Origin of the sequence: Pseudomonas asplenii, from assembly GCF_001293465.1 — a bacterium.
GTDB classification, from domain to species: Bacteria; Pseudomonadota; Gammaproteobacteria; order Pseudomonadales; family Pseudomonadaceae; genus Aquipseudomonas; species Aquipseudomonas fuscovaginae_B.
The window spans coordinates 102,055-126,867 of record NZ_JSYZ01000026.1; the positions used below are offsets into that span (position 1 = coordinate 102,055).

General features: G+C 63.6%; 26 protein-coding genes and 3 pseudogenes. 17 read left to right on the forward strand and 12 right to left on the reverse strand.

The features are described from left to right. The first annotated feature begins 5 nt into the window (after positions 1–5). The 3 genes and pseudogenes from PF66_RS28125 to PF66_RS34080 all read left to right on the forward strand — a co-directional run. Positions 6–1,016: a GlxA family transcriptional regulator gene (locus tag PF66_RS28125; RefSeq protein WP_054060021.1), complete on the forward strand. Its 1,011-nt coding sequence runs from the start codon at positions 6–8 to the stop codon at positions 1,014–1,016. A gap of 209 nt (positions 1,017–1,225) precedes the next feature. After that, positions 1,226–2,152: pseudogene (locus PF66_RS34075) on the forward strand (cache domain-containing protein); the annotation flags it as partial. Positions 2,153–2,476: 324 nt separating this feature from the next. Further along, a pseudogene (locus PF66_RS34080) lies at positions 2,477–3,013 on the forward strand (methyl-accepting chemotaxis protein); the annotation flags it as partial. A gap of 56 nt (positions 3,014–3,069) precedes the next feature. On the opposite strand, the pseudogene PF66_RS32355 reads toward PF66_RS34080, so the two are convergent. Beyond that, a pseudogene (locus tag PF66_RS32355) lies at positions 3,070–3,252 on the reverse strand (hypothetical protein); the annotation flags it as partial. Positions 3,253–3,415: 163 nt separating this feature from the next. Between PF66_RS32355 and PF66_RS28135 the strand changes: the two are divergent. Further along, entirely contained in the window at positions 3,416–4,201 is a 786-nt protein-coding gene (locus tag PF66_RS28135) for a class II aldolase/adducin family protein (RefSeq protein WP_054060020.1), read from the forward strand. Between the two features lie 147 nt (positions 4,202–4,348). Here PF66_RS28135 and lpdA read toward each other — a convergent pair whose 3' ends face one another. The 4 genes from lpdA to PF66_RS28155 are packed head-to-tail and all read right to left on the reverse strand — an operon-like array spanning position 4,349 to position 9,312. After that, positions 4,349–5,737 carry a dihydrolipoyl dehydrogenase gene (gene lpdA / locus PF66_RS28140; protein WP_054064480.1) on the reverse strand — a complete coding sequence of 463 codons (1,389 nt, stop codon included), beginning with the start codon at positions 5,735–5,737 and terminating at the stop codon, positions 4,349–4,351. A gap of 2 nt (positions 5,738–5,739) precedes the next feature. After that, a complete protein-coding gene (locus PF66_RS28145; RefSeq protein ID WP_054064481.1) occupies positions 5,740–7,017 on the reverse strand; it encodes a dihydrolipoamide acetyltransferase family protein in 1,278 nt (425 codons plus the stop codon). After that, positions 7,018–8,073, reverse strand: coding sequence for an alpha-ketoacid dehydrogenase subunit beta (locus tag PF66_RS28150; RefSeq protein WP_054057758.1), 1,056 nt, complete (start codon positions 8,071–8,073; stop codon positions 7,018–7,020). A 3-nt stretch (positions 8,074–8,076) separates the two neighbouring features. After that, on the reverse strand, positions 8,077–9,312 hold the full coding sequence (locus PF66_RS28155) for a 3-methyl-2-oxobutanoate dehydrogenase (2-methylpropanoyl-transferring) subunit alpha (protein ID WP_054057757.1): 1,236 nt from the start codon (positions 9,310–9,312) through the stop codon (positions 8,077–8,079). A 195-nt stretch (positions 9,313–9,507) separates the two neighbouring features. On the opposite strand from PF66_RS28155, the gene bkdR reads away from it, so the two are divergent. After that, entirely contained in the window at positions 9,508–9,996 is a 489-nt protein-coding gene (gene bkdR / locus PF66_RS28160) for a Bkd operon transcriptional regulator BkdR (protein ID WP_010443703.1), read from the forward strand. Positions 9,997–10,068: 72 nt separating this feature from the next. Here bkdR and csrA read toward each other — a convergent pair whose 3' ends face one another. Next, complete coding sequence (gene csrA / locus PF66_RS28165) at positions 10,069–10,263, reverse strand: carbon storage regulator CsrA (protein WP_054057756.1); 195 nt, start codon at positions 10,261–10,263, stop codon at positions 10,069–10,071. Positions 10,264–10,519: 256 nt separating this feature from the next. Here csrA and PF66_RS28170 point away from each other — a divergent pair, with 256 nt between their 5' ends. Then, positions 10,520–10,858, forward strand: coding sequence for an SPOR domain-containing protein (locus PF66_RS28170; RefSeq protein WP_425357922.1), 339 nt, complete (start codon positions 10,520–10,522; stop codon positions 10,856–10,858). Positions 10,859–10,913: 55 nt separating this feature from the next. On the opposite strand, the gene PF66_RS28175 is transcribed toward PF66_RS28170, so the two are convergent. Then, the gene (locus PF66_RS28175) at positions 10,914–11,678 is read right to left on the reverse strand and encodes an OBAP family protein (RefSeq protein WP_054064483.1); all 765 of its coding nucleotides are present in this window, start codon (positions 11,676–11,678) and stop codon (positions 10,914–10,916) included. A gap of 59 nt (positions 11,679–11,737) precedes the next feature. Then, positions 11,738–12,265 carry a cupin domain-containing protein gene (locus PF66_RS28180; protein WP_054057753.1) on the reverse strand — a complete coding sequence of 176 codons (528 nt, stop codon included), beginning with the start codon at positions 12,263–12,265 and terminating at the stop codon, positions 11,738–11,740. Between the two features lie 247 nt (positions 12,266–12,512). Between PF66_RS28180 and PF66_RS28185 the strand changes: the two genes are divergently transcribed. Then, a complete protein-coding gene (locus tag PF66_RS28185; protein WP_054064484.1) occupies positions 12,513–13,652 on the forward strand; it encodes a glutathione-independent formaldehyde dehydrogenase in 1,140 nt (379 codons plus the stop codon). A gap of 381 nt (positions 13,653–14,033) precedes the next feature. Here PF66_RS28185 and PF66_RS28190 read toward each other — a convergent pair whose 3' ends face one another. Beyond that, the gene (locus PF66_RS28190) at positions 14,034–14,723 is read right to left on the reverse strand and encodes an endonuclease (RefSeq protein WP_054057768.1); all 690 of its coding nucleotides are present in this window, start codon (positions 14,721–14,723) and stop codon (positions 14,034–14,036) included. 3 nt (positions 14,724–14,726) lie between these two features. Beyond that, positions 14,727–14,927 carry a DUF1654 domain-containing protein gene (locus PF66_RS28195; protein ID WP_054057767.1) on the reverse strand — a complete coding sequence of 67 codons (201 nt, stop codon included), beginning with the start codon at positions 14,925–14,927 and terminating at the stop codon, positions 14,727–14,729. 371 nt (positions 14,928–15,298) lie between these two features. Between PF66_RS28195 and PF66_RS28200 the strand changes: the two genes are divergently transcribed. The 10 genes from PF66_RS28200 (at position 15,299) to PF66_RS28245 (ending at position 23,891) form a co-directional block, all read left to right on the forward strand. After that, positions 15,299–15,766, forward strand: a complete 468-nt coding sequence (locus PF66_RS28200; protein ID WP_241494469.1) for a hypothetical protein — start codon at positions 15,299–15,301, stop codon at positions 15,764–15,766. Between the two features lie 243 nt (positions 15,767–16,009). Continuing rightward, entirely contained in the window at positions 16,010–16,954 is a 945-nt protein-coding gene (locus PF66_RS28205; protein WP_054064486.1) for a sugar ABC transporter substrate-binding protein, read from the forward strand. 67 nt (positions 16,955–17,021) lie between these two features. Then, entirely contained in the window at positions 17,022–18,575 is a 1,554-nt protein-coding gene (locus PF66_RS28210) for a sugar ABC transporter ATP-binding protein (RefSeq protein WP_054064487.1), read from the forward strand. Next, positions 18,572–19,549 (forward strand): ABC transporter permease, encoded by a 978-nt coding sequence (locus PF66_RS28215; protein ID WP_054064488.1) that lies wholly within the window; start codon positions 18,572–18,574, stop codon positions 19,547–19,549. The genes PF66_RS28210 and PF66_RS28215 overlap by 4 nt, the downstream gene beginning before the upstream one ends. Before the next feature lie 3 nt (positions 19,550–19,552). Further along, complete coding sequence (locus PF66_RS28220) at positions 19,553–20,563, forward strand: LacI family DNA-binding transcriptional regulator (RefSeq protein ID WP_054064489.1); 1,011 nt, start codon at positions 19,553–19,555, stop codon at positions 20,561–20,563. 55 nt (positions 20,564–20,618) lie between these two features. Next, positions 20,619–21,539 (forward strand): ribokinase, encoded by a 921-nt coding sequence (gene rbsK, locus PF66_RS28225; protein ID WP_054064490.1) that lies wholly within the window; start codon positions 20,619–20,621, stop codon positions 21,537–21,539. Next, positions 21,536–21,940 (forward strand): D-ribose pyranase, encoded by a 405-nt coding sequence (rbsD, locus tag PF66_RS28230; RefSeq protein ID WP_054064491.1) that lies wholly within the window; start codon positions 21,536–21,538, stop codon positions 21,938–21,940. Before rbsK ends, rbsD begins: the two co-directional genes overlap by 4 nt. A 28-nt stretch (positions 21,941–21,968) precedes the next feature. Continuing rightward, positions 21,969–22,997 (forward strand): nucleoside hydrolase, encoded by a 1,029-nt coding sequence (locus tag PF66_RS28235; protein ID WP_054064492.1) that lies wholly within the window; start codon positions 21,969–21,971, stop codon positions 22,995–22,997. A gap of 94 nt (positions 22,998–23,091) precedes the next feature. Further along, complete coding sequence (locus PF66_RS28240; protein ID WP_054057744.1) at positions 23,092–23,397, forward strand: hypothetical protein; 306 nt, start codon at positions 23,092–23,094, stop codon at positions 23,395–23,397. Between the two features lie 170 nt (positions 23,398–23,567). Then, the gene (locus tag PF66_RS28245) at positions 23,568–23,891 is read left to right on the forward strand and encodes an I78 family peptidase inhibitor (RefSeq protein WP_054064493.1); all 324 of its coding nucleotides are present in this window, start codon (positions 23,568–23,570) and stop codon (positions 23,889–23,891) included. 84 nt (positions 23,892–23,975) lie between these two features. On the opposite strand, the gene PF66_RS28250 is transcribed toward PF66_RS28245, so the two are convergent. Together PF66_RS28250 and PF66_RS28255 are read right to left on the reverse strand one after the other, a co-directional pair. Next, the gene (locus PF66_RS28250; RefSeq protein ID WP_054057742.1) at positions 23,976–24,188 is read right to left on the reverse strand and encodes a cold-shock protein; all 213 of its coding nucleotides are present in this window, start codon (positions 24,186–24,188) and stop codon (positions 23,976–23,978) included. Positions 24,189–24,471: 283 nt separating this feature from the next. After that, complete coding sequence (locus PF66_RS28255) at positions 24,472–24,780, reverse strand: hypothetical protein (protein ID WP_054064494.1); 309 nt, start codon at positions 24,778–24,780, stop codon at positions 24,472–24,474. Positions 24,781–24,813 lie beyond the last annotated feature (33 nt).

Consider the following 24,813-nt stretch of genomic DNA (forward strand, 5'->3'; position numbering starts at 1 on the left):
AATACATGGTAGACAGAAGAGTTTTCAGCGGTGGCCTGCAGGTCAAGAACTATCGCTACGTACAAAAAAATGAAGTATCGCCGCCAGCGCAGGCGGCGGTCGGGTTCATCCTGCTGGAGCACTTCTCGATGCCGGCCTTCACGCAGGCCCTCGATACCCTGGTTACGGCCAACCTGCTGCAGCCGTCCTGGTTCGCCACCCGGACGATCACAGTCGGTGGGCAGGATGTCATCAGTGACCTGGGCATTGTCATTCGCCCGGACACCGGGCTCGCCGATTGCAGTCCGGACGACTTCGACCTGCTGGTGGTGTGTGGTGGTCTGCGTTCGCCGTTGCACGAGCAGCCTGAGTTGCGCGCCTTCCTGAAAAAGGCCGCCGAAAAGGATATCGCACTGGGCGGTCTGTGGAGCGGTGCCTGGTTCCTGGCGCAGGCCAATCTGCTCGAAGGCTATCGCTGCGCGATTCACCCCGAGCATCGCCTGGCCCTGGCCGAGGCGGCCAGGGAAACCCAGGTCACCAGCGAAAGCTACATGGTCGACCGTGACCGCTATACCGCCGCCAGCCCGACCGGCGCGTTTTACATGGTGCTGGAGTGGATCGGCAAGATGCGCAACGGCGCGCTGGTCGACGGCATCATCGACATCCTCGCCTTCGAGGCGTCGCGCTATCGCCGGGTCAATCCCAAGCTGCACATCAAGATGGCCGAGCCGCTGCGCGAGGTGGTCAAACTCATGGAGTCCAACCTGGAAGAGCCACTGGACCTGATGCAGTTGTCGAGCTACGTCAACCGCTCGCGGCGACAGATCGAGCGGCTGTTCAAGGAACAGCTGGACACCACGCCACGCCGTTACTACCTCGAACTGCGGGTGACCGAGGGCCGCCGGCTGCTGCAGCACTCGGGGCTGACCATCGTGCAGGTCGCCGTGGCCTGCGGCTTCGTCTCGCCCAGCCACTTCAGCAAGTGCTACACCGCCTATTTCGGCTATCCGCCTTCGCGGGAAAAACGCTTCGAGTAAACCGCCGTCGACTGCCCGGGCCCTGGCCCTCCCTACGTTCTGGATCGAGCACAATGAAAATAAGAGACAAATTGACGTGTGTGTTTGCGGGGATCGCCGGTGTCCCGCTGCTGCTGGTCGCAGCGGTGGTGGTGGTCAATCTGCGTGATGAGGCCAGGGACAACTTCGTCGACAGCAGCACCCGCGAGATTCTGCAGATCGACAACGGCATGCAGCAGTTCTTCGACGGCATCGCCCAGAACGTCCAGTACCTGTCCCAGGACCCTCGCCTGGCGTCGCTCTCCGGGCTCAAGCGGTACATGGCTGCCGACGCTGCGACCGTCGCGCCGCCGGCGATCGCCAAGACGACGCTGGATATCTTCGACAGCTTTGCCAAGGCGCACCCGAACACCGCCTATGTGTCGCTGGCCACCGACGACGGGGGCTACGTCGCCTGGCCGGACGTGCCGGACCTGGCCGGTTATGACCCGCGAACCCGACCCTGGTACCGCCTGGCGATGGCGGTACCGGGCAGCATCGTGCGCACGCCGGCGTACTACTGGGCGGCCAGCGATTCGGTGCTGATCTGCACCATGCGCACCCTCAATGACGCGCAGGGCAACCCGCGTGGCGTGGTCGGCCTGGATGTGTCGCTCAAGCAACTGACGGAGCTGGTGCGCAAGATCAGGCTGGGGCGCAGCGGCTACCTGATGCTCACCGAAGCCGATGGCAACGTCTTGGTCGATGCCGCCGATCCGGCGCATTCGTTCAAGCGCCTGGCTGACCTGGGCGGTGACTACGAGCCCTTGGCGGCACTGCGCGAAGGCTCGACAGAGGTCACGCTCAAGGGCGTGACCTACATGGCCAATGTCTACACCTCCAAGGCCCTGGGCTGGCACCTGATCGGGCTGATCGAGAAGCAGGAGGTCATGGCCAAGGCCGATCGCCTGAGCTGGATCATCCTCTGGGCCGCGCTGGTCATGGCGGTGCTGTTCGCCCTGGTGGGTGCGCGGTTTGCCGGGATCATCGTGCGGCCGATCCGCGGCGTTGCCAGTGGCCTGCAGGACATCGCCCAGGGCGAGGGCGACCTGACCCGCAACCTGGCCGTGCGCGGCAATGACGAAACGGCGGTGCTGGCCGGCTGGTTCAACGAGTTTCTTGGCGCCATCGCGCAACTGGTGCGCAACATCGGCCAGACCTCGGGCAGGCTGCAGCGCACCAGTGGTGGCACCCGCCAGGTCGCCCACGCGGTGAACGATGCCGCGTTGCGCCAGCGCGAGGCGCTCGAACTGGTCAGCACCGCATTCAACGAAATGGTGGCCACCGCCAACGAGGTGGCGCGTTCGTGCTCCGAGGCGGCGTCGTCGGCCGACGCCGGCCAGCGTGACGTGCAGAGCGGGCAACGGCAGATCGACGAGGCGACCGACAATGTCGGGCAGTTGTCGAGCAACCTTGAGCAGGCCACCGAGGCCATGCAGGCACTGGAAGCGGACAGCCGCAACATCAACGGCATCCTCGACACCATCCGCTCGATTGCCGAGCAGACCAACCTGCTGGCGCTCAATGCGGCCATCGAGGCGGCGCGTGCCGGCGATCAGGGACGAGGGTTCGCCGTGGTGGCCGACGAGGTGCGGGCGCTGGCACGGCGCACCGCCGACAGCACCGGCGAGATCGACGGCCTGCTGGGCAACCTGGTGCGCGGCACCGAGAACGTCACCCGGCAGATGCAGGCCAGCGTCGACATGTCGCGCCAGAGTGTCGACCGTATCCAGCAGGCCCGGGAAAGCTTCAACAAGATACGTGATCAGGTGGATAACATCCGAGATCAGAACAGCCAGATCGCCACCGCCGCCGAAGAGCAGCACCAGGTGGCCGAGGATATCAACCGACACATCACGCAGATTCATACCGATGCGCGCGAGGTCGAGGACCTGGCCCGCGCCGCCCGCAACGATGCCGAGCAACTGGCGGATATTTCCAGCGAACTCAATACGCTGGTGGGGAGGTTCAAGTACTGAGGTCGAACCAACCGTTGCCGGTCATGTTCAGGTTCATCCGGTACGACAGCCTGGTATCAGAGGTTCCAGGCAACCTTCAGCCCCTCATGGATCGCTTCCTCGACCGTCCGCGGCGCCAGGCAGTCGCCGATGTGCTGGAAGTCCACCAGCCCCTGCAGTTCCTCGCCCAGACTGTCGACCGGCTGATGCCCCTGGCACAACACCAGGGTATCGACCTCCTCGAACAGCATCGGCTCGCCGCATCTCAAGGACGCCTTGTCCATGAACGTCGCTTTCTGGGTCGATCACGGCGAAGAGCTCGAAGAGTGTTTCAATGCCTGGGCAAGCAAGTAAAGTAGCCAGGGTCGGGCGCTAGCGTGGTGCCCGGCCCGTTCCAATTCCCAGCCTGTAGGAGTGATCCGCTTGAATGACCTTCTGCACACCGCTGCCGCGCCGGCGGCCATCGAGCGCCAACTGCGTGAGCAACTGGCGGCCTGTTACCGGTTGATTGCGCATTTTCGCATGACCGATCTGATCTTCACCCACATCTCTCTGCGCCTGCCCGGGCCGGAGCACCACTTCCTGATCAACCCTTATGGGCTGCTGTTCGACGAGATCACCGCCTCGAGCCTGGTGAAGATCGGCCTCGACGGGCGGGCGGTGGAGGACTCGCCGTACGCGGTGAACCCGGCCGGTTTCGTGATCCACAGTGCAATCCATGGCGCCCGCGAGGATGCGCAATGCGTGCTGCACACCCATACCAAGGCCGGTTGCGCGGTGGCGGCGCTCAAGTGCGGGCTGTTGCCGGTGAACCAGATTTCCATGGAGTTCTATGGCCGCACCGCGTACCACGATTATGAGGGGGTGGCGCTGGACCTGGATGAGCAGGCGCGGCTGGTGCAGGACCTGGGCGACAAGTCGGTGATGATCCTGCGCAACCATGGCCTGCTGAGCGTGGGCAGGACGGTGGGCGAGGCGTTTCTGCGCATGTATTACCTGGAGAAGGCGTGCGAGATCCAGGTGACGGCGCAGGCCTGCGGCGAGCTGGTGTTGCCGTCCCATGAGGTGTGCGCGCACACCGAGCGGCAGTTCAACGACCCGGGGCGGCCGGTGGAGGAGGGGCAGTTGACCGACCCGAATGCCATGGAGCTGGCCTGGTCGGCGATGTTGCGATTGCTGGAGCGGGTGGCGCCGGATTATCGCGATTGAGCTGATGGTTTTGTGGTGATTGGGCGGACGTCTTCGCGGGCAAGCCACGCTCCTACAGAGTTGTGTCGTTCACTCACCTTGTGTACGACACGATCCTGTAGGAGCGGGCTTGCCCGCGAAGGGGCCCTCGAGTCCTGCCACTATCTGTCAGATATGCAGGGCGTGCCCCAGCGCCTTCAGCGCCGCTTCCTGCACCGCTTCACACAGGGTCGGATGGGCATGGATGGTCCCGGCAATGTCCTCCAGCCGCGCGCCCATCTCCAGCGACTGCCCAAAGGCCGCCGCCAGTTCCGAAACGCCCACGCCCACCGCCTGCCAACCGACGATCAGGTGATTGTCGCGCCGCGCCACCACCCGCACGAAGCCATTCCTGGACTCCAGGGTCATGGCCCGGCCGTTGGCGGCGAACGGGAAGCTGGCGACGAGGCAATCCAGCCCGGCCGCCTTGGCGTCGTCCGGCGTCTTGCCGACCACCACCAGTTCCGGATCGGTAAAGCACACCGCCGCAATCGCCGTCGGGTTGAACTCGCGGTGCTGGCCGGCGATCAGCTCGGCGACCATTTCCCCCTGGGCCATGGCGCGGTGAGCCAGCATCGGCTCGCCGGTCAGGTCACCGATCGCCCAGACGTTGCGCATGCTGGTCTGGCAATGGCTGTCGACGCGGATCGCCGAACCGTTCATGGCCAGCGCCAGGGTTTCGAGATTCCAGCCCTGGGTCCGTGGCTTGCGACCCACCGCCACCAGCACCTGGTCGGTCGCCAACGGCAGGGTTTCGCCCTGGGGATCACGCACCTGGAGGCTGTTGCTCGCCGCGTCGAAACCTTCGACGCTGTGCCCCAGCAGCACGTGGATACCCAGCGCCTTGACCGACTCGGCCACCGGCTGGGTCAGTTCGCGGTCATAGGTCGGCAGGATACGGTCGCGGGCTTCGACCACCGTGACCTCGGCACCGAGCTTGCGGTAGGCGATGCCCAGTTCCAGGCCGATGTAGCCGGCCCCGACCACCACCAGGCGTCTGGGCACCGAGGCCGGCGCCAGGGCTTCGGTGGAGGAGATCACCGGGCCACCGAAGGGCAGCATCGGCAATTCCACGGTCTGCGAACCGTTGGCCAGCAGCAGGTGTTCGCACTGCACGCGCAGACCATCGATGTCGACGTTCTTGCCGTCGATGATCTTGGCCCAGCCGTTGATGACCTGGACGCCGTTCTTCTTCAGCAGCCCGGCGACGCCACTGGTCAGGCGGTCGACGATGCCGTCCTTCCACTCCACGCTCTTGGTGATGTCCAGGGTCGCCTGCGCCACCTGGATGCCCAGCGGCGAGTTGCCGCCGCTGTAGCCCTGGGTGGCGTGGAACTGCTCGGCCACATGGATCAGCGCCTTGGACGGAATGCAGCCGACGTTCAGGCAGGTGCCGCCCAGGGACTGGCCTTCCACCAGGATGGTCGGGATGCCCAGTTGCCCGGCCCGAATGGCCGCGACATAGCCGCCGGGGCCGCCGCCGATGATCAGCAGGGTGGTGCTTTGAGTCTGTTGCATGCTCACTCCACAAACAGGCAGGCGGGTTGTTCGAGCAGGCCGCGAATGGCCTGGATGAATTGCGCCGCGTCCATGCCGTCGACCACGCGGTGATCGAACGAGCTGGAAAGGTTCATCATCTTGCGCACGACGATCTGGCCCTTGATCACCACGGGCCGCTCGACGATGCGGTTGACGCCGACGATCGCCACTTCCGGCAGGTTCAGCACCGGGGTGCTGACGATGCCGCCAAGGGCGCCGAGGCTGGTCAGGGTGATGGTCGAACCGGACATCTCCTCGCGGGTCGCCTTGCCGCTACGGGCGGCCTTGGCCAGGCGGTTGATCTCGTCGGAGGTTCCCCACAGGTCGAGGCTCTCGGCATGGCGCACCACCGGCACCATCAGGCCGCCGTCGGTCTGCGCGGCGACGCCGACATGCACCGCGCCGTGACGGGTGATGACCTGGGCCTCGTCGTCGTAGCGCACGTTCATCTGCGGGAAGTCGCGCAGGGCCACGACCATCGCCCGTACCAGGAACGGCAGCAGGGTCAGCTTGCCGCGGCTGTCGCCGTGTTTGTGGTTCAGGTGCACGCGCAACTCTTCGAGGGCGGTGACATCGACCTCCTCGACGTAGCTGAAGTGCGCGGCGCGGCGCTTGGCGTCCTGCATGCGCTGGGCGATCTTGCGGCGCAGGCCGATCACCGGGATCTGTTCCTCGTCGGTGCGTCGGGCATAGCGGCCATCGCTGCCGCGCGCCGGCTGTTCGGCCTGGGCCAGGTAGGCGTCGAGGTCCTCATGCAGGATGCGCCCGGCCGGGCCGCTGCCGTGGACGAAGCGCAATTCGATGCCGGCATCCCAGGCGCGTTTGCGCACCGCTGGCGAGGCCAGTGGGCGTTCGTCGGGCTGGCGGGCCACCACCGGTGCCGTGCGGGTCGGTGCAGGGGCCGCTGCCGGCTTGGCGACGGGGTCGGCGACCGCCACTTCGACCGGTTTCTCCTGTACCGGTGCGGGTGCCGCCTTGGCCGCAGGCGCTTCGCCGCCTTCGCGCACGTTGCCGGCGCCTTCGACCTCGATGCTGATCAGGATGCTGCCCACCGCCATGACTTCACCCGGCTGGCCGCCGAGGGCGATCACCTTGCCGTGCACCGGCGAGGGGATGTCGACCATGGCCTTGTCGGTCATGACATCGGCCAGCACCTGGTCCTCGACCACCAGGTCGCCGACCTGCACGTGCCATTGGGACAGTTCCACTTCCGCGATGCCTTCGCCGATGTCCGGCATCTTGATGACGTGAGTACCCATTCAGACCTCCATGACCCGTTTCAAAGCCGCCCCGACCCGAACCGGGCCAGGGAAGTACGCCCACTCCTGCGCATGGGGGTAGGGCGTGTCCCAACCGGTGACGCGTTCGATCGGCGCCTCCAGGTAGTGGAAGCAGTGCTCCTGCACCAGCGAGATCAGCTCGGCCCCGAAACCGCAGGTGCGGGTGGCTTCGTGGACGACCACGCAGCGACGGGTTTTCTTCACGGAATTGACGATGGTGTCCAGGTCCAGCGGCCAGAGGCTGCGCAGGTCGATGACTTCGGCATCGACGCCGGTTTCCTCGGCGGCGGCCTGGGCCACGTGGACGGTGGTGCCGTAGGTGAGAATGGTCACTTCGCTGCCCGGGCGGGTGATCGCCGCGCTGTCCAGCGGCACGGTGTAGTAGCCATCGGGTACGGCGCTGGCCGGGTGTTTCGACCAGGGGATGACCGGTTTCTCGTGGTGGCCGTCGAACGGGCCGTTATACAGGCGCTTGGGTTCGAGGAAGATCACCGGGTCATCGTTCTCGATGGCGGCGATCAGCAGGCCCTTGGCGTCGTAGGGGTTGGAGGGCATCACGGTGCGCAGGCCGCAGACCTGGGTGAACATCGCCTCCGGGCTCTGGCTGTGGGTCTGGCCGCCGTAGATGCCGCCGCCGCAGGGCATGCGCAGGGTCATCGGCGCGACGAACTCGCCGGCCGAGCGATAGCGCAGGCGCGCCGCTTCCGAGACGATCTGGTCGGAGGCCGGGTAGAAGTAGTCGGCGAACTGGATTTCCGCCACCGGGCGCAGCCCGTAGGCGCCCATGCCCACCGCCACGCCGACGATGCCGCTTTCCGAGATCGGGGCATCGAACACCCGCGAGGTGCCGTACTTGGCCTGCAGGCCCTCGGTGCAGCGGAACACGCCACCGAAGTAGCCGACGTCCTGGCCGAACACCACCACGTTGCTGTCGCGCTCGAGCATCACATCCATGGCCGAGCGCAGGGCCTGGATCATGGTCATGGTGCTGGTGGCCACGGCGTTCTCCGTTTGCAATTTGCTGTGATCGTTCATGGCTTATAACCCCAGTTCCTGGCGCTGCCGACGCAGGTGGTCGGGCATTTCCTTGTAGACGTCCTCGAAGATGGTCGCGGCGCTCGGCATCTGTCCGCCGGCCAGGGTGCCGTACTGTTCGGCTTCCTTCTGCGCGGCGATGACTTCGGCTTCCAGCTCGGCGCTGACGGCGGCGTGTTCCTCTTCGGACCACTGGCCGATGGCGATCAGGTGCTGCTTGAGGCGGGCGATCGGGTCGCCCAGGGGGAAGTGGCTCCAGTCGTCGGCGGGACGGTACTTGGATGGATCGTCGGAGGTGGAGTGCGGGCCGGCCCGGTAGGTGACCCACTCGATCAGGGTCGGGCCGAGGTTGCGCCGGGCGCGTTCGGCGGCCCAGCGGGAGGCGGCATACACCGCGAGGAAATCGTTGCCGTCGACCCGCAGCGAGGCGATGCCGCAGCCGACGCCGCGGCCGGCGAAGGTGGTGGCTTCACCGCCGGCGATGGCCTGGAAGGTGGAGATCGCCCACTGGTTGTTGACCACGTTGAGAATCACCGGGGCGCGGTACACGTGGGCGAAGGTCAGGGCGGTGTGGAAGTCCGACTCGGCGGTGGCGCCGTCGCCGATCCAGCCCGAGGCGATCTTGGTATCGCCCTTGATCGCCGAGGCCATGCCCCAGCCGACCGATTGCACGAACTGGGTGGCGAGGTTGCCGGAAATGGTGAAGAAGCCATGGTCGCGCACCGAGTACATGATCGGCAGTTGCCGGCCCTTGAGCGGATCGCGCTCGTTGGACAGCAGCTGGCAGATCATGTCCACCAGCGGCACTTCGCGGGCCATCAGGATGCTCTGCTGGCGGTAGGTGGGGAAGCACATGTCGTCGATGTTCAGCGCCAGGGCCTGGGCGCTGCCGATGGCTTCCTCGCCGAGGCTCTGCATGTAGAACGACATTTTCTTCTGGCGCTGGGCGACCACCATGCGGCTGTCGAAGATGCGGGTCTTGAGCATGGCGCGCATGCCCTTGCGCAGGATCTCCAGCGGCATGTCCTCGGCCCAGGGGCCAAGGGCCTGGCCCTGGTCGTCGAGCACGCGGATCAGGCCACGGGCCAGGTCGGCGGTGTCGGCGGGTTCGACGTCGATGGGGGGCTTGCGGACCTGGCCGGCATCGGTCAGGCGCAGGTAGCTGAAGTCGGTCTTGCAGCCCGGGCGTCCCGAGGGTTCGGGTACGTGCAGGCGCAGCGGTGGGTACGCTGTGGTCATGGCTTTCTACGCTCTATCTTGTGAATTTCTTGTAGTGGGCGCGCGAGCTGGCAATCATTCCCTGGGTAAGGGAAATCTTGTCCTACAACAATCATAGGCCGGTCGTAGGAGAATATTTCTCTCTGTTTGGTTGCGCCTGAGATTATTTGCAGATAAAAAATCTGCATAAGCATAAAAAACAGGTGATTTTCTCTCATGCGCAAACTGGATCGCACCGACATCGGCATTCTCAACAGCCTTCAGGAGAATGCCCGTATCACCAACGCGGACCTGGCCCGTTCGGTCAATCTGTCGCCGACCCCGTGTTTCAACCGGGTGCGGGCGATGGAGGAGTTGGGACTGATCCGCGAGCAGGTGACCCTGCTCGATGCCGACCTGCTCGGCCTGCACGTCAACGTGTTCATCCACGTCAGCCTGGAGAAACAGGTGGAGGAGGCCCTGCAGCACTTCGAGGCGGCGATCGCCGATCGGCCGGAGGTGATGGAGTGTTATCTGATGGCGGGGGACCCGGACTATCTGATCCGCGTGCTGGTGCCGACCATCCAGGCGCTGGAGCGCTTCATGATGGACTTTCTGACCAAGGTGCCGGGGGTGGCGAACATCCGTTCCAGCTTTGCGCTCAAGCAGGTGCGCTACAAGACGGCGCTGCCGTTGCCGGCTGGCGGTCTGACGCTGGCGATGTAGGGAAAAGGCGAGGGAAGGGTGGGACTTTCGTCAGCCGCGACCCCGGATGTCAGGGCTGACGAGTTCGAGGACTTACAGGTTGTCCTTCTTTTCTCCGGCAGACAGACCGGCCTGGATCCGCTGATAGATCTCTTCACGGTGCACTGCCACGTCTTTTGGAGCGTTGATGCCGACGCGTACCTGCTGGCCGCTGACGCCCAGGATCGTGATGGTGATGTTGTCGCCGATGTTGATGCTTTCACCGATTTTGCGGGTGAGTATCAGCATGTCTTTACTCCTTGATTGTTACTACTGAAGTGCCTTTCTCAGGCATTCCTGGCTTAGGTCTTACATACAGAATACCGCCAAGTCGATCCGAGCGGGTGGTTCATTACAGACGTCATTTCATTCTATTTAATTCCCCTGCACCGGAAAATCGTCGGTAATTCAGCCTGATAAGGGAGCGGCAGGGCGGATCTACGTCGGATGAGACTGGCCGTAAGGTGATAAAATCACATTAACTGACGATTACGGGAGACGCTCTGTGCGCAGAATAGCAGTGATGATGGCATTCGTGGTGCTGGCCGGTTGCGGCGAGGGTTCGGGCAACAAGGCCGAGCCGGCCAAGGCGGCCGTTGCACCGGTGGCCGCGGCCGCGCAGGCCACAGGCTGGGACCTGCTGATCAAGGACGACAAGTCCAAGGCGCTGACCGACTGGACCGCGTGGCTGATCGAGCACGGTTTCCCGTTCAAGATCCTCGATGACGGCCAGGTCATCGCCGGCCCGTTCGCCACCCGGGAAATTGCCGAGCAGAAGAAGGCGCAACTGGCCGACAAGCAGAACATGCAATCGGAGGTGGTGGAGCACAAGGCGCAGCCTTGAGGCTTGATCCTGAGGGCCCACCAGAAAGCCAGGTGTCACCGATTGGCGAGGCAGGTCAATGCGGGTGCGGTGTGTTCGTCGGATCCACTATCTGAAACACCTTGCCATTGCGCCAGGCATCCGCCCCTGGCGCAATGGCAGGCGCCGGTATATCGGCCCGCGCCTTCTTTTTCTGCGCGCTGTCTATCCCGAATCGACGATCCCGTTCGGCCACCATTTCCGGATCGCTCTGACCCTCTGCGGTGAAGCCCATCATGAGCTGTGGAACGCCAAGGGGCAGATCCTTATTCAGGTCGGTATGCCAGGTATGCCAGGTCTTGCCGTAGGTATGGACGAGCTTTTCCATCAAGGCATGTTCGGCCAGTTCGGGAATCCCGGGAGCCACGAGCTGGCCTGATTTGACTTCGTGAACATGACTGTGCCAGAGCGCTTGCTCGGCTTTGGGCAGACCGGCGAACAATGACTCGCTGATGATGTACTCGACCCCCATCAACTTGGCGTCCTGGCGATTACCGTCGTAGATCACGCACTGGATCACCTCCTCGTTCAGGATGGCGCAGTAATGATGTGCTTCCATCTGCGCTTCCATGTGTCCGTTATAAAAATGGAAACCATCCAGGTAGGCATTCAACGCGTCTATCGGCGGGCGCGCTTGAAGCAGTGCGGCGCCTGTATCCAGTGAACGGGTGGTGAGTGACGGGGCGTCGCCCGGGGCGACCACCCCAGACGGCGAATTGTTGCCAGCGCATGCGCTCAGGAGCGCGGCGAGCGCTGTCGCGTAGAGCGCTTTGACCGGGTGGCCTGTTCGTACTTCATTCATTCCAGCGTCCTTTCCGCCATGGGGGGGCGGTGTCCGTCTTTGTGCCTGCAAACGCTTTTTCAGCTGATGGACCAGTAATCGGTCAGTGTCCCCGCCTTGCCTTGTACGGGGTCCTGGTCGGGAAAGGGTAGGGTGGCGATACGTTCAAGCTGTGTCTGGCTCGGTGCCTGCCGGCAGATATCGGCATGCTGGCCTGGTGGATACGCCCCAACCACCAGAAAGTCGGCACTCGAGCCGAGATTGCAGTGCCCCGTTCCCGCAGGAAGCAGCAACACGTCGCCCGGCCCCACTTCGACCACATGCCCATCCGGGCCGCCCAGCATCAGGCGTGCCTGGCCGCTTGCGACACCCAATACCTCGTGTCCTTCGGTGTGGTAGTGATGATAGTCATACACCCCGTCTCGCCATTGAGGCGGCCAGCCGTGAGCCGAGAAGGTCTTCTCAAGCAGCGTCGCCTGATCATCACCTGATGCAGCGATCGCGTTTCGATAAATGATCACCGGCAGGCGGGGATGATTCGGTACCCAATCGTTGCGTTCCAGCATGAGTGTTTTCGGGGTGTTCACCGTGTCTCGAAGGTCTTTCATGTCAGCCATCTCCTGGATGGAAAACTACCCGGCATGAGATTTATGAGCGGGATCTGCCAGGTTCGTTCCTCCAGGAAGGGGAGAGCCAGGCTGTGGCGCCGGCCGCTTTCGGCGGTGCGAGGTCCTGAAGTCGAGTTACCGCTCGTCAGACATGCAGCGGATTTCTTGAACAGGCGATTCGTTCTCTCGGACAGATTGAACATGTGCTGACGAAAATTCCCTTTCGTCTCGCCTCTGGGAGAACGCAATGAAAGCCATCGTGTACAACGGTCCTCGTGACGTCAGCGTGCAAAATGTGCCGGACGCCAGGATCGAAAAGCCCACCGACGTGCTGGTGCGAGTGACGACCACCAACATCTGCGGATCTGACCTGCATATGTATGAAGGCCGCACTTCTTTTGAAACAGGCAGGGTATTCGGCCATGAGAACCTGGGCGAGGTCATCGAAGTGGGCGCCGCTGTCGATCGGATCAAGGCAGGCGACCGGGTATGCCTGCCCTTCAACATCGGCTGCGGCTTTTGCGAGAACTGTGAGAAGGGCCTGACCGGATTCTGCCTGACGGCTAACCCGGGCAGCGCGGGTGCGGCCTACGGATTCGCTGAAATGGGGCCTTATCAGGGTGGGCAGGCTGAACTGCTGAGGGTGCCATATGCCGACTTCAACTGCCTGGTGTTGCCCGATGACGCGCAAGAACGTGAAGACGATTATGTCATGCTGTCCGATATCTTCCCGACGGGATGGCATGCAACCGAGCTGGCTGGCCTTCTGCCGGGGGAGAGCATTGCCATCTACGGTGCCGGCCCGGTTGGCCTGATGGCCGCCCATTCGGCCATGATCAAGGGCGCCTCCGAGGTGTTCGTGGTCGACAGCCATCCCGACCGTTTAAGGCTCGCGGCCCAGATGGGGGCCACGCCCATCAGCGCGCTTGAGAAGGAGGCGGTGGATCAGATATTGAACCTGACCCATGGCAGAGGGACCGATCGCGGCTGTGAGTGTGTGGGCTATCAATGCTGTGACCGCCACGGGCATGAAGCCAATCACCTGACCATGAACAATCTGGTCGCCTCGACAAAGGCGACTGGCGGCATCGGTGTCGTGGGCGTGTTCGTGCCTCAGGATCCGGGTGCTGAAAATGAATTGGCCCAGGAAGGCAAGATGGCTTTCGATTTCGGCGCCTTCTGGTTCAAGGGGCAGCAGATTCGAACCGGGCAGGCCAATGTCAAAGCCTACAACCGTCGTCTGGCCGAACTGATCCATCATGGCCGCGCCAAACCTTCCGGGATCATCTCTCATCGTCTCAAGCTTGCCGAAGGCCCGGACGCCTACAGGCACTTCGACGCGCGTGACGATGGCTGGACGAAGGTGGTGCTCAAGCCCGCAGCTTGAAACGACCCGCCCATTTCGGTTTGTGCAGGTTCGCGATGACCGCTACGAGGCCTCGCGCTCTGCATGACCCTCTCGCTCAAAGGTGAACGATCATGAAAAGGTTATCCATGTGCCTTGGCCTGTGCACGGTATTCATGCTTCATGGATGCTTCGACAAGTCCGATAACGAAACGAAGAACAATTCCAGTGGTACCCAGTCTTCTGTACAGATGCAAAAGGGAAAGGCAGAGGAGGGTAAGTAACAGGATGAGGGTGCAGGAAGCGGTCGGGGGAGCCCGCACACGTGCAGGCAAAACGGCCGCCCCGTAGAAGGGGGCGCCTCCCTCATCGCTGTGGCTGTTACAGGGGGGGGGCGCGGCGAGGTCGGGAAATCCTGCCGGTTCAGCCGCAGGCCTTGAGATCCACCGCGCCGACGAACTCGTTGCCGCGGCCCATCACGCAGGCCACGCTCTGGTTGCGCTGGCGTTCCCATGGCTGTACCGGGTAGGTCTTGTCCCAGGCTTCATACAGCTGGCGATCCTGTTTCGACAGGCGCAACCCGTACTGCTTGCTCATGTAGAAGTAGGTGCGGGCGATCATTCCGCGGATCGAGGGCCGCGGCATGACCTTCTTGGCCTTGAAGTCGACCTGGGTCAGGCATGAGCCATACTGGCCCTTCTGTTCCGGCAGCCAGCCGAAACTGAAATTGCTGCGGTCGCCATTCACCTCGCCGATGCTCGGCACCAGGTTGTGCAGGTCGGCTTCGGCGCGCTGGTAGGTCGGATCGCTCTGCGTGCAGTTCTTGCGCCCGCCCTGTTGCCAGCACTGGCGCTGATGGCCGATCTGCCAGGCCGGCACGATATGTTCCCACTCGATGCGCGCCGCGCGGGCGGCGTTCTTGCGCGGTACATAGCCGCAGGCCTGGAGGTCGACCCGGTTGCCGTTGTACTTGCAGCCGCAATAGAACTCCGTGGATTGTCGTTCATACAGTTTCCAGGCGACTTTCTTGGCTTCGCTGAAGGTTCGTGGAGCGTCGGCCTGGGCGGGCAGCACCCAGCACAGGCCGAGCAGGGCGATGACGGGCAGACGCATCACTCAGTCTTCCTTGGGCACGGTCCAGAAAATCTGCACGCCACCGTCATCGCGGTAGGCGAGGGTGACGTTGTCGTTTTCGTCGATCTCCTCGAGCAACTGTTCCCAGTCCTCGGAGGGTTCGTCCGGCATGCGGAAGATCAGCGCGGCCTTGGCCTGCTGGGCCGCTTGGGAGTTGATGATTTTCTGTACGCGCAGGCCCATGCGCTCGTAGGAACTGAGGGCGGCGGAGGCTGAAGTTGGGTTTGCCACGAAACAATCCTTAATTAAGCTGTACGTGCATACAGTATTTAACTGTAGGCAGTTTCGCAACTATCAGAGAGATCTGGAGCGTTTCTGACAGCGCTTTTTATGATTTGGCGTCAGCTGTAGGAAAAATTATAAGGATTTGCCTGAGCCTGAATGTCAGCAAATGGCTGCCCGCCAAGTGAGGTTTTTCGCGGCCTCTGGTGGGCGGAAGGCGCATAGGTTGCAGGAGCTTTGTATCGGCACCCGATGCACTCTCGTACGTCGTGGCTAAAGTTCAGCAGGCCACCGCCGATACGCCGGTACAGAAATTTTCCGAGGTTCTTACCATGTCAGTAGGTTTTCCTTCTCCCGGCGGCCTGATGATCAACGGCCACACCGCCGGCTCGACGGAGTCCAAGACCATCGCCATGACGAGCGAGATCGACAAGGCGGTCAAGGACAGCGATGAGGCCGACAGCAAGGACGGCAAGGTCCGTACTGGCGGCGGCAGCGCCGAAGCGGCCGGCGGCGCCCAGGAAAGCTCGGGCGGTGGCCACAACGCCGCGGTCAAGGCGCTGCAGAAGCGCATGAAGGAGTTGCAGCAGCAACTGCGTGAGCTTCAGCAGCAGTTGGAGGCCGCGCAGAAGGCTTCCTACCCTTCGGAGGATGCCCGCACCAGCGCGGTGATGGCTGTCCAGGGGCAGATCAGTACCGTCAACGGTGCGCTGATGACGACGGCCGCGGCACTGCTCCAGGCCCTGACCAAAGAGGCCAAGTCCGGCAGCAGCGGCTCGCTGGTCAGCACCACCGCGTAACCTGTTCCCACAGGGTTTCTTCGCACTTTCCCCTCGCCACCGGGCATCGCGCCCGGTGGCCGACTCACGACTATTCTTTGGATCGAACCCAGGGCAGCCCGTTGACAAATGTCGATGAGGTTCGCATAGTTCATTCACGCAAACGTTTGCGCGGGTTGTTTCCCAGGCGTTCCACCGTCGTGGAAGCGTCCTGTCGCGTGGCTGACGTTGCTCACAATAATCATAAGATCCGGAGTGAACCCCATGAAGTTGCCATTCGCTGGTCGTCTGCTCGCTGTCGCCGTACTCGCTGCCACCTTGCCGATGTCGTCGGCCTTCGCTGACGCGGCCAAGCCCAAGGTCGGCCTGGTCATGAAATCCCTCGCCAACGAATTCTTCGTCACCATGCAGGATGGGGCCAAGGATTACCAGAAAGCCCACTCCGCCGATTTCGACATGATCACCAACGGGATCAAGAACGAAACCGACACCGCCGCCCAGATCGATATCGTCAACCAGATGATCCTGTCCAAGGTCGATGCCCTGGTGATCGCCCCGGCCGACTCCAAGGCCCTGGTGACGGTACTCAAGAAAGCCTCCGATGCCGGCATCAAGGTGGTCAACATCGACAACCGCCTCGACCCGCAGGTGCTCAAGAGCAAGAACCTGGACATTCCCTTCGTCGGCCCGGACAACCGCAAGGGCGCGCGCCTGGTCGGCGACTACCTGGCCAAGACCCTGGCCTCCGGCGACAAGGTCGGCATCATCGAAGGCGTACCGACCACCACCAACGCCCAGCAGCGGACCGCCGGTTTCAAGGACGCGATGGATGCCGCCGGCATGAAGATCGTCTCCACCCAATCCGGCAACTGGGAAATCGACCAGGGCAACAAGGTTGCCTCGGCCATGCTGAGCGAATACCCGGACCTCAAGGCGCTGCTGGCCGGTAACGACAACATGGCCCTGGGCGCCGTGTCCGCGGTGCGTGCCGCCGGCAAGGCGGGCAGGGTGCAGGTGGTCGGTTACGACAACATCGAGGCGATCAAGCCGATGCTGCAGGACGGCCGGGTGCTGGCCACCGCCGACCAGGCCGCGGCCCAGCAGGCGGTGTTCGGTATCCAGAACGCGCTCAAGCTGGTCAAGGGCGAGAAGGTCGATGCCGTCGATGGCGTGATCGAGACCCCGGTCGAACTGGTTCTCAAGAAATAACCCCGAGAAGCAACCCCTGGCTGCAACCGCGCCCGCTCGTCCTGAGCGGGCGCCCGGAGATTTTCCTATGTCATCTTCCGCACCGAACGCTGTCCTGTCGGTCAGCGGTATCGGCAAGACCTATGCGCAACCTGTCCTGAGCAACATCGACCTGACGCTGTTGCGTGGCGAGGTGTTGGCGCTGACCGGTGAAAACGGCGCGGGCAAAAGCACGCTGTCGAAGATCATCGGCGGGCTGGTCACGCCGACCACCGGCCAGATGCACTTCAAGGGTCAGCCCTATGCCCCCGGCAGCCGGACCCAGGCTGAAGAGCAGGGCATCCGCATGGTCATGCAGGAACTCAATCTGTTGCCGACCCTGTCGGTGGCGGAAAACCTGTTTCTCGACAACCTGCCCAGCCACGGTGGCTGGATCAGCCGCAAGCAACTGCGCCAGGCCGCCATCGAGGCCATGGCCCAGGTCGGCCTGGAGGCGATCGACCCCGACACCCTGGTCGGTGAGCTGGGGATCGGCCACCAGCAGATGGTGGAAATCGCCCGCAACCTGATCGGCGATTGCCATGTGCTGATTCTCGACGAGCCGACCGCGATGCTCACCGCCCGCGAGGTCGAAATGCTCTTCGAGCAGATCACCCGCCTGCAGGCCCGAGGCGTGGCGATCATCTACATTTCCCACCGGCTGGAAGAGCTGGCGCGGGTGGCTCAGCGCATTGCGGTACTGCGCGATGGCAACCTGGTCTGTGTCGAGCCGATGGCCAACTACAACAGCGAACAACTGGTCAACCTGATGGTCGGCCGCGAGCTGGGTGAACACATCGACCTGGGCGAGCGCAAGATCGGCGCACCGGCCCTGACGGTCAAGGGCCTGAGCCGGGCGGACAAGGTGTTCGACGTGTCCTTCGAGGTGCGCGCCGGCGAGATTTTCGGCATCTCCGGCCTGATCGGTGCCGGGCGCACCGAGCTGCTGCGGCTGATCTACGGTGCCGATGTCGCCGACAGCGGCACCGTGGCCCTCGGCACGCCGGCCCAGGTCGTCGATATCCGTTCGCCGGTCGATGCGGTGCGCCATGGCATCGCCCTGATCACCGAGGACCGCAAGGGCGAAGGCCTGCTGCTGACCCAGTCGATCAGCGCCAACATCGCCCTGGGCAACATGCCGGCAATTTCCAGTGGCGGGGTGGTCAACGGTCGCGACGAAACCGCGTTGGCGCAGCGGCAGATCGGGGCCATGCGCATCCGCAGTTCCAGCCCGGACCAACTGGTCTCCGAGCTGTCCGGCGGCAACCAGCAGAAGGTGGTGATCGGCCGCTGGCTGGAGCGCGACTGCTCGGTGCTGCTGTTCGACGAGCCGACCCGAGGGATCGACGTCGGTGCCAAATTCGATATCTACGCGTTGCTCGGCGAACTGACCCGCCAGGGCAAGGCGCTGGTGGTGGTCTCCAGCGACCTGCGCGAGCTGATGCTGATCTGTGACCGCATCGGCGTGCTCTCGGCCGGGCGCCTGATCCAGACCTTCGAGCGCGACAGCTGGACCCAGGACGACTTGCTTGCCGCCGCGTTTGCCGGCTACCAGAAACGTGATGCGCTGCTCAACGACGCGGCGCCTAGGGATACCCTATGAAAACTACTCCTTCGACCGCCAAGGCCGGTCGCAACTTTTATGGCCTCGGCACCTACCTGGGCCTGGCCGGCGCCTTGCTGGGGATGATCATCCTGTTCTCCAGCCTGAGCAGCCACTTCCTGTCCTACGACACCTTCAGCACCCTGGCCAACCAGATTCCCGACCTGATGGTGCTGGCGGTCGGCATGACCTTCGTGCTGATCATCGGCGGTATCGACCTGTCGGTCGGCTCGGTGCTGGCGCTGGCGGCCTCTGCGGTCAGCGTCGCGGTGCTCGGCTGGGGCTGGAGCGTGCTGCCGGCGGCGGTGCTGGGCATGGGCTGCGCCGCGCTGGCGGGGACCATTACCGGTTCGATCACCGTGGCCTGGCGGATTCCGTCGTTCATCGTCTCCCTCGGCGTGCTGGAAATGGCCCGTGGCCTGGCCTACCAGATGACCGGCTCGCGCACCGCCTACATCGGTGATGCCTTCGCCTGGCTGTCGAACCCGATCGCCTTCGGTATTTCGCCGTCGTTCATCATCGCGCTGCTGGTGATCATTGCCGCGCAACTGGTGCTGACCCGTACCGTGTTCGGCCGCTACCTGATCGGCATCGGCACCAACGAGGAAGCCGTGCGCCTGGCGGGGATCAACCCCAAGCCGTACAAGATCCTGGTGTTCAGCCTGATGGGCCTGCTGGCCGGTATCGCGGCGCTGTTCCAGATCTCGCGCCTGGAAGCGGCCGACCCGAACGCCGGTTCCGGCCTGGAGCTGCAGGTGATCGCCGCGGTGGTGATCGGTGGCACCAGCCTGATGGGCGGGCGTGGTTCGGTGATCAGCACCTTTTTCGGCGTGCTGATCATTTCCGTACTGGCCGCGGGCCTTGCGCAGATCGGTGCGACCGAGCCGACCAAGCGGATCATCACCGGTGCGGTGATCGTCATTGCCGTGGTGCTCGATACCTATCGCAGCCAACGCGCCCGTCGGCGGGCCTGAGTCATGGCGACCATCAAGGACGTGGCCGCGCTGGCCGGGATTTCCTACACCACGGTGTCCCATGTGGTGAACAAGACCCGACCGGTCAGCGAACGGGTGCGGCTCAAGGTCGAGGCGGCCATCGCCGAGCTCGACTACGTGCCCAGTGCCGTGGCGCGCTCGCTCAAGGCCAAGTCCACCGCGACTATCGGCCTGCTGGTGCCCAACAGCCTGAACCCGTATTTCGCCGAGCTGGCGCGGGGGATCGAGGATTACTGCGAACGCAATAACTATTGTGTGATCCTCTGCAATTCCGACGATGATCCGGACAAGCAGCGCAACTACCTGCGGGTGTTGCTGGAGAAGCGCGTCGACGGGCTGATCGTCGCCTCCACCGGCGGTGATGACAGCTTTGCCGCCGGCCTGTCGGCGGTGCGTACGCCGATGGTGATGGTCGACCGCGATATCGACGGAGTCGACACGGACCTGGTGCGCATCGACCACGAGGAGGGCGCCTACCTGGCAACCCGCCACCTGCTGGAGCTGGGGCATCGGGCCATCGCTTTCATCGGCGGACCGAAGGACACCAGCGTCGCGCAACTGCGCCTGGCCGGTTATCGCCGGGCGCTGCAGCAGGCCAAGGTCAAGGTGCCGGCCAAGTGGGTGCTGGCCAGCGACTTCACCAGCACCGGGGGTTACCTGGCGGCGGCAAGACTGCTGGACGGCGAGCGGCCCAGCGCGATTTTCGCCGGCAACGACATGCTCGGCATCGGCGCGCTGCGGGCTGCGGCGGAGCGCGGTATCCGCGTGCCGGGCGAGTTGTCGGTCATCGGCTTCGACGATATCCGCATGAGTCGTTATGTCTACCCGGCGCTGACCACGGTCGGCCAGTCGATCCTGGAGCTGGGTGAGACAGCCGCCGAGTTGCTGCTGCGGCGCATCGCGACGCCGGGCCTGGCGCTCGACCAGCGTATCGTGATCCCCAGCATCGTCATGCGCGAATCGACGGCGCAGGTTTCGGATGGTTTCGCCTGAAACGTCGGCCCAGCAGTGCTGGCGCCGGCCGAACTGAATTCAAGAGTACAGATGCATGCAAGCAAAAGTAGTGGTCATCGGCAGTCTCAACATGGACCTGGTTACCCGCGCCGAACGCCTGCCCCGCGCGGGTGAGACCCTGATCGGCCAGTCGTTCGGCACCGTGCCCGGCGGCAAGGGCGCCAACCAGGCGGTGGCGGCGGCGCGCCTGGGCGCGCAGGTGTCGATGGTCGGCTGTGTCGGCGACGACGCCTATGGGCAGCAATTGCGTGATGCGTTGCTGGCCGAGGGCATCGATTGCCAGGCGGTCACCGCGGTGGAGGGTGTTTCCAGCGGCGTGGCGCTGATCGTGGTCGACGACAGCAGCCAGAACGCGATCGTCATCGTCGCCGGCGGCAACGGCCGGGTGAGCCGCGAAGGGGTCAAGGCTTTCGACGCGGTACTGCAGGCGGCCGATGTGATCATCTGCCAGCTCGAAATACCGCTGGACACCGTCGGCTATGCGCTCAAGCGCGGCCGCGAACTGGGCAAGACCGTCATCCTCAACCCGGCACCGGCCAGCGCGCCGTTGCCGGCCGACTGGTACGCGTCGATCGACTACCTGATCCCCAACGAAAGCGAAGCCTCGGCCCTGAGCGGCCTGCCGGTGGATTCGCAAGCCTCGGCCGAGGCGGCTGCCGCCAGGCTGATGGCGGCCGGGGCAGGGAAGGTGATCATCACCCTCGGCGCCCAGGGTTCGCTGTTCGCCGATGGCCAGGGTTTCACCCATTTCCCGGCGCCCAAGGTCCAGGCGCTGGACACCACGGCCGCCGGCGACACCTTCGTCGGTGGCTTTGCCGCGGCGCTGGCCTGCGGCAAGAGCGAGGCCGAGGCGATCCGCTTTGGTCAGGTCGCGGCGGCGTTGTCGGTCACCCGCGCCGGTGCGCAGCCATCCATTCCGCAATTGTCTGAAGTGCAGGGGTTCGAACTGTCATGAAAAAAGCACCGTTGCTCAACATTGCCCTGTCACGCTTGATCGCCTCGCTGGGCCATGGCGAGATGCTGGTGATCGGCGATGCCGGTCTGCCGGTACCGCCGGGCGTCGAGCTGATCGACCTGGCCCTGACCCCGGGTATCCCCGATTTCGTCAGCACCCTGCGCGTGGTGCTCAGCGAAATGCAGGTGGAAAGCCATGCATTGGCCGAAGAAATCCTGCTCAAGCGCCCACCGGCGCTGGATACCTTGGAGGCGCTGACGGTCCAGGGTGACCTGGGGCTGCGGCGCCTGCTCAGCCACGAGCAATTCAAGGCACTCAGCCGCCAGGCCAAGGCCGTGGTGCGTACCGGTGAGTGCCAGCCCTACAGCAACGTCATCCTGGTTGCCGGTGTGACGTTCTGATTTTCCAATCGCGCACAAGGAGTGCACCATGCAACGCTATGCTCAGAATTTGTCACGCTGGTTCAGGAGTCTGCTGATCGTGTCCCTGCTCACTGCCACCGGCGCCCAGGCGGCGGAAAAGATCGACCTGATCATCGACACCGACCCGGGGGCCGACGATGTGGTGGCCCTGTTGTTCGCCCTGGCCTCGCCGGAGGAGTTGAACATCCGCGCGCTGACCACCGTCGCCGGCAACGTGCGCCTGGACAAGACCTCGCGCAACGCCCGCCTGGCCCGCGAGTGGGCCGCACGCGAAGAGGTGCCGGTGTACGCCGGCGCGCCGCAGCCGCTGCTGCGCACGCCGATCTACGCCGAGAACATCCACGGCAAGGAGGGCATCTCCGGGGTGACCGTACATGAACCCAAGGCGCCTCTGGCCCAGGGCAATGCGGTCAACTACCTGATCGACACCCTGCGCGCGGCCAAGCCCCACAGCATCACCATCGCCATGCTCGGGCCGCAGACCAACCTGGCCCTGGCGCTGATCCAGGATCCGGAAATCACCCAGGGCATCAAGGAAGTGGTGGTCATGGGCGGTGCGCACTTCAACGGCGGCAATATCACGCCGGTGGCCGAGTTCAACCTGTTCGCCGACCCGCAGGCGGCCGAGGTGGTGCTCAAGAGCGGCGTCAAGCTGACCTACCTGCCGCTGGACGTGACCCACAAGATCCTCACCAGCGACGAGCGCCTGAAGAAGATCGCCGCGCTGAACAACAACGCGAGCAAGGTGGTCGGCGATATCCTCAACGACTACGTCAAGGGCGACATGGAGCACTACGGCATTCCCGGTGGCCCGGTGCACGACGCCACGGTCATCGCCTACCTGCTCAAGCCTTCGCTGTTCAGCGGGCGTGAGGTCAACATGGTGGTCGACAGCCGCGAAGGCCCGACCTTCGGCCAGACCATCGTCGACTGGTACGACGGCCTGAAGCAGAACAAGAACGTGTTCTGGGTCGAGAACGGCGACGCGCAGGGCTTCTTCGACCTGCTGACGGCGCGCCTGGGTCGTCTCAAGTAAACCGTGTGGCCCGCAGGCGCTCGCCTGCGGGTTGGCTGGGCACAAGGCCCGGCAACGTGCCAAACTGCGGTTTTGCCTTTTCGGGAAAACCGCCGTGCAGATCGACCTGAACAACCCCGACAACCTCACTCTCGAAGCCGTGCGCCAGTTGCTCGCATCGGCCAGTGATGACGTGCACACCCAGTTGCGGGTGACCCGTTCGGGCATCGCCTACCTGTCCAGCGGCGTGGTCGGCGGGCGCGATATCGAGGGGCTGCTGTTTCGCCTGGAGACCTGGGCGGCCGGTTCCGGCTATGTCGGCAACGTGGCGGCGGCCGATGAGGTGTGGGTGCAGCAGGTGTTCAACGCGTTGAAGGACAACTGGCCCAATCCGCCCTTCGACTACATCGACATCTACTGAAATATACAAGCCGTTCATATTCAGTCACGATTGATTGCGCCAGCGGGCTGTTGGCTCAGGCAGACTTGTCCGGTATTGCTGTCAGAATCGGTTCGTCCGCCTGGCAATATGCAACCAATTGCCTGAACGGCGGTCGCACGCACTCTACCTATTTTTCACAAGGAGGCTTCATGCCTTGGAAGCTTGCATCTTTGGGGGCGATTTTCGCCATGTCGGTCTTGGCCGGTTGCTCGACGAACACCGGCTCCGCGCCGGCCAGTAGCAGCGAGCCCGTGACTCGGAACGACAGCGGTCGCTGCGAGGCCAAAGGCGCCGAGTTCGCGATCGGCAAGCAGGCCTCTGCCCAATTGCTGGAGCAGGCACGCAGCCGCAGTGGCGCGCAGACCGCGCGGGTGGTGGGGCCGGATGACATGATTACCCTGGAGTACCGCTCCGATCGCCTGAACCTCAATGCCGACCGTACCGGCAAGATCGATCGGGTCAACTGCGGCTGATCGCGGCGTTGTCTGTCGCACGCCTTTTCGGGCACCCATAAAAAACCCCGTCACATGGACGGGGTTTTTTTCAGGCCGGGGAGATTACTCCGCGCGAACCTGGGCAGCTTGCATGCCCTTTTGGCCTTTCTCAGCCACGAAGGAAACGGTCTGGCCTTCTTTCAGGCTTTTGAAACCGTCAGCTTCGATAGCTTTGAAGTGTACGAACAGGTCGTCACCGCCACCTTGAGGAGTGATGAAGCCGAAGCCTTTTTCATCGTTGAACCATTTTACGGTGCCGGTTTGGCGATTAGACATGGTGTATCTCCAAGAAACATATATTTTCAGTAGTGCTGTGCTGCTCAGGCCAACTGGGCACACGGAGCTATCATAGTCGAAATGTTCGGCTTGGGAGCCCCCCGCGGCTGCGGATTGCCAATCAGTCGCGCTTTCTTTACCGCCTCGATCGGCTGAAAGCCCCGGTTTCAAAGGCTTTCAGCGAAAAACGAGGCTGACAAAAAAAGCCGTAAAAACTGCATAAAATGTGTGAAAAAACTGCTTTTTCGCTCTGAAGCAGGCCAAGGGTTGCCGATTCAGCGGCTTATTTGCTCACGCGGCAGGCGGCAACGACATTCAGCGCCTTGGTTTGCAGTTCCTTGCTGGGGCCCTTGTTGGGGTCTTTCGGGTGCATCAGTTCGGAGAGCTCGGCCGTGGTGAACTTGTCGTTGAGCTGGTCGGCGCTGCAGGCGCAGTGCTGCTGGGCGGTCTTGAGGTCGACGCTGCGGTTGGCGGCGGCGGTGCAGTCCTTTATGTAGGCGTCGCGTTGGCCGGCCGGCCAGGCAGCCTGTGCGCTCAGCGGCAGCAGCAGGGCGATGGGTGCGGCGAGGGCGAAAAGGTGAGTCAGGCGCATGTTGGAATACTCCTTTGGATAGAGCGCGAACTG

Bases quoted from the DNA above. Each gene is read 5' to 3' on its own strand.
- PF66_RS28125 (WP_054060021.1), top strand. From the start codon at position 6: ATGGTAGACAGAAGAGTTTTCAGCGGTGGCCTGCAGGTCAAGAACTAT.
- lpdA (WP_054064480.1), bottom strand. From the start codon at position 5,737: ATGCAACAGACTCAAAGCACCACCCTGCTGATCATCGGCGGCGGCCCC.
- PF66_RS28145 (WP_054064481.1), bottom strand. From the start codon at position 7,017: ATGGGTACTCACGTCATCAAGATGCCGGACATCGGCGAAGGCATCGCG.
- PF66_RS28150 (WP_054057758.1), bottom strand. From the start codon at position 8,073: ATGAACGATCACAGCAAATTGCAAACGGAGAACGCCGTGGCCACCAGC.
- PF66_RS28155 (WP_054057757.1), bottom strand. From the start codon at position 9,312: ATGACCACAGCGTACCCACCGCTGCGCCTGCACGTACCCGAACCCTCG.
- bkdR (WP_010443703.1), top strand. From the start codon at position 9,508: ATGCGCAAACTGGATCGCACCGACATCGGCATTCTCAACAGCCTTCAG.
- csrA (WP_054057756.1), bottom strand. From the start codon at position 10,263: ATGCTGATACTCACCCGCAAAATCGGTGAAAGCATCAACATCGGCGAC.
- PF66_RS28175 (WP_054064483.1), bottom strand. From the start codon at position 11,678: ATGAATGAAGTACGAACAGGCCACCCGGTCAAAGCGCTCTACGCGACA.
- PF66_RS28180 (WP_054057753.1), bottom strand. From the start codon at position 12,265: ATGAAAGACCTTCGAGACACGGTGAACACCCCGAAAACACTCATGCTG.
- PF66_RS28185 (WP_054064484.1), top strand. From the start codon at position 12,513: ATGAAAGCCATCGTGTACAACGGTCCTCGTGACGTCAGCGTGCAAAAT.
- PF66_RS28190 (WP_054057768.1), bottom strand. From the start codon at position 14,723: ATGCGTCTGCCCGTCATCGCCCTGCTCGGCCTGTGCTGGGTGCTGCCC.
- PF66_RS28195 (WP_054057767.1), bottom strand. From the start codon at position 14,927: ATGGGCCTGCGCGTACAGAAAATCATCAACTCCCAAGCGGCCCAGCAG.
- PF66_RS28200 (WP_241494469.1), top strand. From the start codon at position 15,299: ATGTCAGTAGGTTTTCCTTCTCCCGGCGGCCTGATGATCAACGGCCAC.
- PF66_RS28205 (WP_054064486.1), top strand. From the start codon at position 16,010: ATGAAGTTGCCATTCGCTGGTCGTCTGCTCGCTGTCGCCGTACTCGCT.
- PF66_RS28210 (WP_054064487.1), top strand. From the start codon at position 17,022: ATGTCATCTTCCGCACCGAACGCTGTCCTGTCGGTCAGCGGTATCGGC.
- PF66_RS28215 (WP_054064488.1), top strand. From the start codon at position 18,572: ATGAAAACTACTCCTTCGACCGCCAAGGCCGGTCGCAACTTTTATGGC.
- PF66_RS28220 (WP_054064489.1), top strand. From the start codon at position 19,553: ATGGCGACCATCAAGGACGTGGCCGCGCTGGCCGGGATTTCCTACACC.
- rbsK (WP_054064490.1), top strand. From the start codon at position 20,619: ATGCAAGCAAAAGTAGTGGTCATCGGCAGTCTCAACATGGACCTGGTT.
- rbsD (WP_054064491.1), top strand. From the start codon at position 21,536: ATGAAAAAAGCACCGTTGCTCAACATTGCCCTGTCACGCTTGATCGCC.
- PF66_RS28235 (WP_054064492.1), top strand. From the start codon at position 21,969: ATGCAACGCTATGCTCAGAATTTGTCACGCTGGTTCAGGAGTCTGCTG.
- PF66_RS28245 (WP_054064493.1), top strand. From the start codon at position 23,568: ATGCCTTGGAAGCTTGCATCTTTGGGGGCGATTTTCGCCATGTCGGTC.
- PF66_RS28250 (WP_054057742.1), bottom strand. From the start codon at position 24,188: ATGTCTAATCGCCAAACCGGCACCGTAAAATGGTTCAACGATGAAAAA.
- PF66_RS28255 (WP_054064494.1), bottom strand. From the start codon at position 24,780: ATGCGCCTGACTCACCTTTTCGCCCTCGCCGCACCCATCGCCCTGCTG.